Origin of the sequence: Bifidobacterium sp. UBA6881, from assembly GCA_002451435.1 — a bacterium.
Classification (GTDB): Bacteria; Actinomycetota; Actinomycetes; order Actinomycetales; family Bifidobacteriaceae; genus Bifidobacterium.
Genome location: DKCF01000032.1, coordinates 2429 through 9547, shown reverse-complemented (window position 1 = coordinate 9547; position 7119 = coordinate 2429). Strand labels below are relative to the sequence as shown.

The window sequence follows — 7119 nt, the reverse complement described above, 5'->3', positions numbered from 1 at the left end:
GGTGGCCTGTTCGCGGCCATGTCGATCGCGACGCACACCGAATTCCTCGCCGTCATCCTGGGTGGCCTGTTCGTCATCGAGACCATGAGCGACATCATCCAGGTCAGCTACTTCAAGATGACGCACAAGCGCGTGTTCCGCATGGCTCCCATCCACCATCACTTCGAATTGAAGGGATGGCCTGAAGTCAAGGTCGTCACCCGCTTCTGGATGATCGAACTGCTGTTCGTGATCGTCGCGCTGATGCTGTTCTACGGCGATTGGGTGACGCATTCCGGCCTGTGGCTGAGCTGAGCCGCGCAATACCGCAAATATGGGCGAACATGGCGGATTACTTCATGATTCGCCATACGGCAAAAGACGTTTCGCATATCGAAGGATGATGGACATGGACATGAATGGCAAAACCGCTATCGTCGCGGGACTGGGTGTTTCCGGGCAGAGCATGATGCAGGTGCTGGCTTCCCGTGCCGGCAAGGTGATCGGGGTGGATGAAAAGAAGCCCGACGCCGATCTGCACTCGTTCGACCAGATCGACTGGGACAATGTCGATCTGGTGATGACCTCGCCGGTATTCAATCCGCGCACCCCGTTCATTCTCGAGGCCCAGCGTCGCGGCATTCCCGTCATGAGCGAGGTCGAGCTTGCCTGGCAGCTGCGTGTCGATTGCGACGCCACCGGTGAGCCGGCTCGTTGGATCGGCATCACCGGCACCAACGGCAAGACCTCCACCACGGAAATGACGTCGGAGATGCTCACCGCCTGTGGGTTCAAGGCCCCCGCCGTGGGCAACATCGGCAAGGCCGTCTCGCATGCCGCCGTCGACCCCTCGAACGAGGTGCTGTGCGTCGAGCTGAGCTCCTTCCAGTTGCATTTCACGGATTCGCTCGCGTTGGACTGCGCCGCGATCACCAATATCGCGGATGACCATCTCGACTGGCACGGCGGCATCGAAAACTACGCCGCGGACAAATCGAAGGTGTTCCACAATGTCAAGAAGGCCTTGGTGTACAACGCCGATGACGAACGTGTGACCAAGCTGGCGTTCGCGGCACAGGCCGCATCCGGCTGCCGTAGGATCGGCTTTACGCTGTCCGAGCCGCAGGAAGGGCAGATCGGCGTGAAGGACGGTTGGATCGTGGATATGTCCGGCGTGGCGGGCGGCGAGCCTGGCATCCCGGAGCAGGTGGCTCCGATCGCCGAATTCACGCATCTGACCGAGCCGGACGGCACGGTCTATCCGCATTTGCTGGCCGACGCGTTGACCGCTTTGGCACTGGTGCTCGGTCTCGGCGCCGACAGGAGCCGCGCCATCGACGCGTTGAAGCGTTTCGCTCCTGGCGGCCATCGCATCCAAACCGTGGCCACCACCAAAACACGGGATGGCGGAACCATTCGTTTCGTGGATGATTCCAAGGCCACCAACGCCCATGCGGCCAAGGCTTCGCTCAACAGCTTCGCCGACAAATCCGTGGTTTGGATCGCCGGCGGCCTCGCCAAGGGCGGACGTTTCGAACATCTGGTCGCCGAACAGGCACACATCATCAAGGCCGCGGTCGTCATCGGCAAGGACCAGCAGCCGATGCTCGATGCGTTCAAGGCCAGCGCTCCAGACATCCCCCTTACCGTCATCGATCCGGCCGACAACGCCACCGTCATGGCGCGGACCATCGACGCGGCAGGTGAATACGCCTCATCCGGCGATGTGGTGCTGATGGCTCCGGCCTGCGCGTCCATGGATCAATTCAAATCGTATGCGGATCGTGGCGACCAGTTCGCCCGCGAGGCACGACGCTGGGTGAACGAGCATGGGGAGCATTAAGCCGGGTCGCGGCATCCTTTCGATGCGTGATTCCGACCGTTCCGGGATTGGCGGCACTCCGGACGACACGGCGACGAAATCCTCCGACATCGACGATTTCCATGATTTCGTGGGTCTGCGCAGCCTGCTCAACCCATTATGGTGCTATCACGGATTCCGACTTGCGGTGGTCATCCTCACGGTGTTCGGCGTGATCATGGTGTTCTCGAGCTCTTCGGTGAACATGATCGCCAACGGTCAATCGCCATGGTCGCAGGCGCTCAAACAGGGATTGTTCTGTGCGGGCGGCATCGTCGTGGCGGCGATGGCCATGGCGATTCCCTCCCGGGCATATCGCAAATGCAGTGGCGCGTTTCTGGTTTTCGCGCTGGTGCTGCAGTTCATGACCCTCACGTCGCTTGGTGTGGAGGTCAATGGCAACAAGGGCTGGATCGGCATACCGAACGTGTTCACGGTGCAGCCTGCGGAAATCGTCAAGCTGGCGTTGTGCATCTGGATGCCGGGCGAATTGATCGATGCCCGCGAAAAGGTCCGTAAAGGCGCCAAGCCACTTGAATTGCTCAGGGCATACGATCGGTTGTTGGTCGGATATCTGGCCAGTCTGATACTCATCGTGGCCGGCAAGGACCTCGGCACCGCCATGATCGTCGTGGCCATCGGCTGCATCGCGTTGCTGCTGGGTGATTTTCCCGTCAAGGCGTTGCTTGCCAGCGTCGCTGTCTGTGTGGCCGGCGTCATCGTGCTGGTCATCGTCAGTCCGAACCGAGTCCAACGAATCATGGCCGTTTACCAGGAGTGCTCCGCCTCCGATCTCGAAGGCGTGTGCTACCAGGCGATACATGGCAAATACGCCATTGCGTCGGGCGGGCTGCTCGGCGTGGGCATCGGCAATTCCGGCGAGAAATGGGGCTATCTGCCCGAGGCGCACAATGATTTCATCTTCGCCATCATCGGTGAGGAGACCGGGTTCGTCGGCGCGGCTCTGGTCATTCTGCTGTTCTTCGTGCTGGGATGGTCGATGATGGTGATCGCATTGAAGACCTACGACCGGTACATCAGCATCGTGTTGATCTGCATCGCGGTATGGATCGTCGGCCAGGCGTTCGTCAACATCGGCGTCGTGGTCGGCATCTTCCCGGTGGTGGGCGTGCCGATGCCGTTCGTATCCGCAGGCGGATCGTCGTTGATTATGTGTTTGGGCGCGGCCGGAGTCGCCATCAGCATGATGAAGGAGCAACCGCAGATCAAGGTGGAGGCACGCCGCGTCTGAAAAGGTTCGCCGGTATCCGTGCTCCGTATGAATCGTAGATGAACTGTAATCATCCCGGCGCGTTCGGTGTGCCGCATGGTTCAGGACCGGCCGGTGGGCTAAGCTCGTTGACTATGAGTGATCAGAAGCATATCGTTTTGGCGGGCGGCGGCACCGCCGGCCATGTCAATCCTCTGCTTGCGGTGGCGCATGTGATTCGGGAGAAGGAGCCTGATGCGGACATCGCGGTGGTGGGCACCGCCGTCGGTTTGGAACATGATTTGGTTCCGCAGGCCGGCTTCCTGCTGGAAACCATCGAAAAGGTGCCGTTTCCCCGCAGACTCAACAAGGCCGCGCTGCAATTTCCGGCAAAATGGAAGTCCGAGACGGGCAAGGTCCGCGATATTCTGACACGCCACCAGGCGCAGGTGGTCGTCGGTTTCGGCGGCTACACCTCGGCACCGGTGTACGCGGCGGCCCACAAGTTGGGCATTCCGATTGCGATTCATGAGCAGAACGCACGCGCCGGCATGGCGAACAAGCTGGGCGCACGTTGGGCCGCCATGATCGGGTCCGCCTATGCGGAACCGGGGCTGAAACCACGCAAGGGCGTCGAGGTCGAACGCGTGGGACTGCCATTGCGGCCGGCGATCGCGCAACTCGCCTCGGATTTGGAACGTGATCGGGTGGCGACGCGGCGCGCGGCCGCGGCGCGACTCGGTGTTGATCCGAATCGTCCGTTGGTGGTGATCACCGGAGGATCGCTGGGCGCGGTGAACGTGAATCGTGCCGTGGCCGCTTCCGCCAAGGAACTGCTGGAGCACGCGCAGGTGATTCACCTGACCGGCAAAGGCAAGGACGATGAGGTGCGTTCCTTGGTGTCCGTGAGCGCGGGGGAGCGGGCTCTTGGCGAATTGGGGCCGGAGCATGCCTCCGATGGCGATTACCGTGTGGCCGCGTATCTGGAACGCATCGATCTCGCCTTCGCCTGCGCCGATTTGATCATCTGTCGTTCCGGTGCCGGAACGGTCTCCGAACTGACCGCGCTCGGTCTGCCGGCGGTTTACGTGCCGCTGCCGATCGGCAACGGCGAGCAGCGTTTCAACGCGCAGCCCGTGGTGGACGCCAAGGGCGGTCTGATGGTGACCGACCGTGAATTCACCGCGGATTGGGTCAAACGGCATGTGCTGAAACTGCTGTCCGAGCCACAGACGCTCGCCGAGTACGGCCGCAACGCGTGGGAATACGGCATCCGCGACGCCGCCGAAGTCATGGCGGATCGCGTGCTGGCGCTGATCGGAACGTCGGGCAGATAATCGACGGGCATCGCCATGGTCGCACCCGGAAATCCGCTGATGATGCCTTGCGTTGCATATGGGCGCGGCATTGCGCGAGACCAGAGGTGCGACCATAATGGAGTGAGCTTGAAACCAAAGTGCAAGAGGAGCAGTCGTGACTGACAACCAGCGTGAAGCCGGTACCATTATTCTTGATCCAACCCATGCGGCGTTCGGGCCCGAAGAGGGCACGTCCGATCTGGGCGCGACGCATTTCATCGGCATCGGCGGCGCCGGCATGAGCGTGCTCGCCGAAATGCTGCACGAGCAGGGCGTCGAAGTCGATGGTTCGGACCGTGAGCCGAGCTCGAAAACCGAACGTCTGCAAAGCTTGGGCATCACCGTCGAATTCGGACAGCGCGCGCAGAACGTGGAGGGCAAGCGCACGGTCGTCTTCTCCAGCGCCATCAAGCCGGACAATCCGGAAATTGTGGCCGCGCATGAGGCAGGGGAACGTATCGTGCACCGCAGTGACATTCTGGCTCTGCTGATGAACGCGAGGCGCGCGGTGACGGTTGCCGGCGCGCATGGCAAAACCACCACCAGCTCCATGCTCGCGCACATTCTGGTGAATGCCGGCGAAGGCGAACTGGCCGATCCAAGCTATGCCATCGGCGGTTCCATCCAAGGCAAGGACGGATCCACGCTGGACGGCGGCCATGCGGGGCATGGCGGGGTGCTTGTGGCCGAGGCTGACGAGTCGGACGGCAGCTTCGCCAAATACCATCCGGAAATCGCCATCATCACGAATTCCGAAGCCGACCATCTCGACCACTACGGTACGCAGGAGAACTACCGCGCCGCGTTCGTCGACCACGCGGGACACGCCACCAAGGCGGTGGTCATGTGCGGCGACGACGAAGGCAATCTGGCGGTGCTGCGCGCTCTTGACCAGCGAATCGCGGACCATACCATCGTGTACTCCACACGCACCGCGGATGAATTGGGCGATCTGAACGGCGCCTCCCTGGTGCGTATCGAATCCGAAAGCGAAACCGCGCAAAGCGGAGCCGAGCATTTCACGCTGCATCTGCCCGCGGGCCTGCTGGACGATGACGAACGACATGTGGCGGTGACGCTGACCGTTCCGGGCATCCACAACGCGCGCAACGCATCCGCGGCGATCATCGCGGCCGCGTTGCTTGGACTGGATGTGGACAAGGCCGCCGCCGCGGTCACCTCGTTCCTGGGCGCGGCACGCCGCTTCCAGGTGCGCGGCACCGTCAGCCAGGTGACCGTCGTCGACGACTACGCGCATCATCCGACCGAGATCGCCGCATTGCTGGACGCCGCGCGTCGGCGTTATCCGCAGTCCGTGCTGCATGTGGTCTTCCAGCCGCATCTGTTCTCGCGCACGATGTTCTTCGCGCATGAATTCGCGCAGGCCCTGGCCAAGGCCGACGATGTGATCGTCACCGGAATCTTCCCGGCACGCGAAAAGCAGGAGGATTTCCCGACGGTCAGCCCGTCCACCATCGTGGACGAGGCGTTGAAGCTCGCCCATCAGCCTGCCGATGATTGGATCCGCGGCGTCGATGACATGCGCACCGCGGCCCAGATGATGGCGATGCGCGCGCATCATGGCGACGTCATCTTCACCGTCGGCGCCGGCGACATCACGCAGATGGACGAGGTGATTCTGCACGCCTTGGAGGCGCATCGCTGGGATTGCGAGGGCTGATGGCGCGAAAGGTCATCAGCTCCGGCGGAAGGGAGCCGAATGATTCGCAGGACCATGTGGAGGTCCGTTCCCAAGGGCGGACCATCCAGAGTCGTGAGGTCTCAAACGAATCCGGCTCCTCCCATGGGCGCTCCATCTCCGGAACCGCCGGGCGTTCCCAGGACGGTGGTTTCGTCGATGCCAGAAACCTCGTCAGCGAGGATTTCATAGCGAAGACGTTGCAGGAGACGACCGGCACCCTGGGTGTGGCCACCCGTCCGAAGGTCGTGGATTTCAGCGAGCGTCTGCAGGAACGCCGCAGGGCGAACGCACGCATGGTCGTCCTGCGCGCCTGCATCGCAGGGACGGTCGCCATCGTGGTTGCGGCACTGGTCTGGCTGCTGTTCTTCTCGGACGTGTTTCGTCTGGAAACCGGCAATATCAGCGTCGCCGGGTCCAATGAATGGGTAAGCCAGTCCCAGGTGCTTGATATCGCCAAGAAGCAGGCGGGCAAATCGATTCTGCTCGTTTCCGACGCCAAAGTCGAGGAGGAAATCAAAGACATCCCCGGCGTCACCGCGGCGGAGTCGAAGAAGCAGTTCCCGAAGTCGTTGCGGATAACAATCAAGGCGCAGAAGCCCGCTGCCATGCTGCAGACCGACGCCGACACCATGACGGCGGTCGACAGCAAGGGGCGTGTGCTCAACTCCGTGAATGGCGCGTCGGTGGAGGGCATACCCGTCATCGAGGTGAAGGACGTCGAGACGAGCCTGAAGAACCGGTCAATCCGGGAGGCGTTGACGATTCTCAGCTCCCTGCCGGAATCCATGCGTAAGACCATCACCAAGGTGACCGCCGACACGCAGGATTCCATCACCACGGAACTCAACGGGGGAGAGCGCGTGATCGTGTGGGGCGACTCGTCCGACCTGAAGCTGAAGAAGGCCGTGGTCGATAAGATCATCAACGACCCCAACGTGATCGGCGACAAGCACAACGTCGATGTCTCCGCTCCATTGCGGCCGATCATCAAATAGACCGATCATCGAAT

Annotated in this window: 5 protein-coding genes and 1 pseudogene; all 6 read left to right on the top strand. The window is 61.8% G+C overall.

Annotated features, from left to right (window positions below; all coding sequences use genetic code 11):
* Positions 1 to 294: pseudogene (locus tag B3C64_RS02530) on the top strand (phospho-N-acetylmuramoyl-pentapeptide-transferase); the annotation flags it as partial.
* Between the two features lie 88 nt (positions 295 to 382).
* Entirely contained in the window at positions 383 to 1822 is a 1440-nt protein-coding gene (gene murD, locus B3C64_RS02525) for a UDP-N-acetylmuramoyl-L-alanine--D-glutamate ligase (protein WP_291533508.1), read from the top strand.
* Positions 1809 to 3092 (top strand): FtsW/RodA/SpoVE family cell cycle protein, encoded by a 1284-nt coding sequence (locus tag B3C64_RS02520; protein ID WP_291533506.1) that lies wholly within the window; start codon positions 1809 to 1811, stop codon positions 3090 to 3092. Before murD ends, B3C64_RS02520 begins: the two co-directional genes overlap by 14 nt.
* Before the next feature lie 113 nt (positions 3093 to 3205).
* Positions 3206 to 4387: a UDP-N-acetylglucosamine--N-acetylmuramyl-(pentapeptide) pyrophosphoryl-undecaprenol N-acetylglucosamine transferase gene (locus B3C64_RS02515; protein WP_291533504.1), complete on the top strand. Its 1182-nt coding sequence runs from the start codon at positions 3206 to 3208 to the stop codon at positions 4385 to 4387.
* Between the two features lie 136 nt (positions 4388 to 4523).
* On the top strand, positions 4524 to 6089 hold the full coding sequence (gene murC, locus B3C64_RS02510; RefSeq protein WP_291533502.1) for a UDP-N-acetylmuramate--L-alanine ligase: 1566 nt from the start codon (positions 4524 to 4526) through the stop codon (positions 6087 to 6089).
* Positions 6089 to 7105 carry a cell division protein FtsQ/DivIB gene (locus B3C64_RS02505; protein ID WP_291533500.1) on the top strand — a complete coding sequence of 339 codons (1017 nt, stop codon included), beginning with the start codon at positions 6089 to 6091 and terminating at the stop codon, positions 7103 to 7105. Before murC ends, B3C64_RS02505 begins: the two co-directional genes overlap by 1 nt.
* Positions 7106 to 7119: the final 14 nt, after the last annotated feature.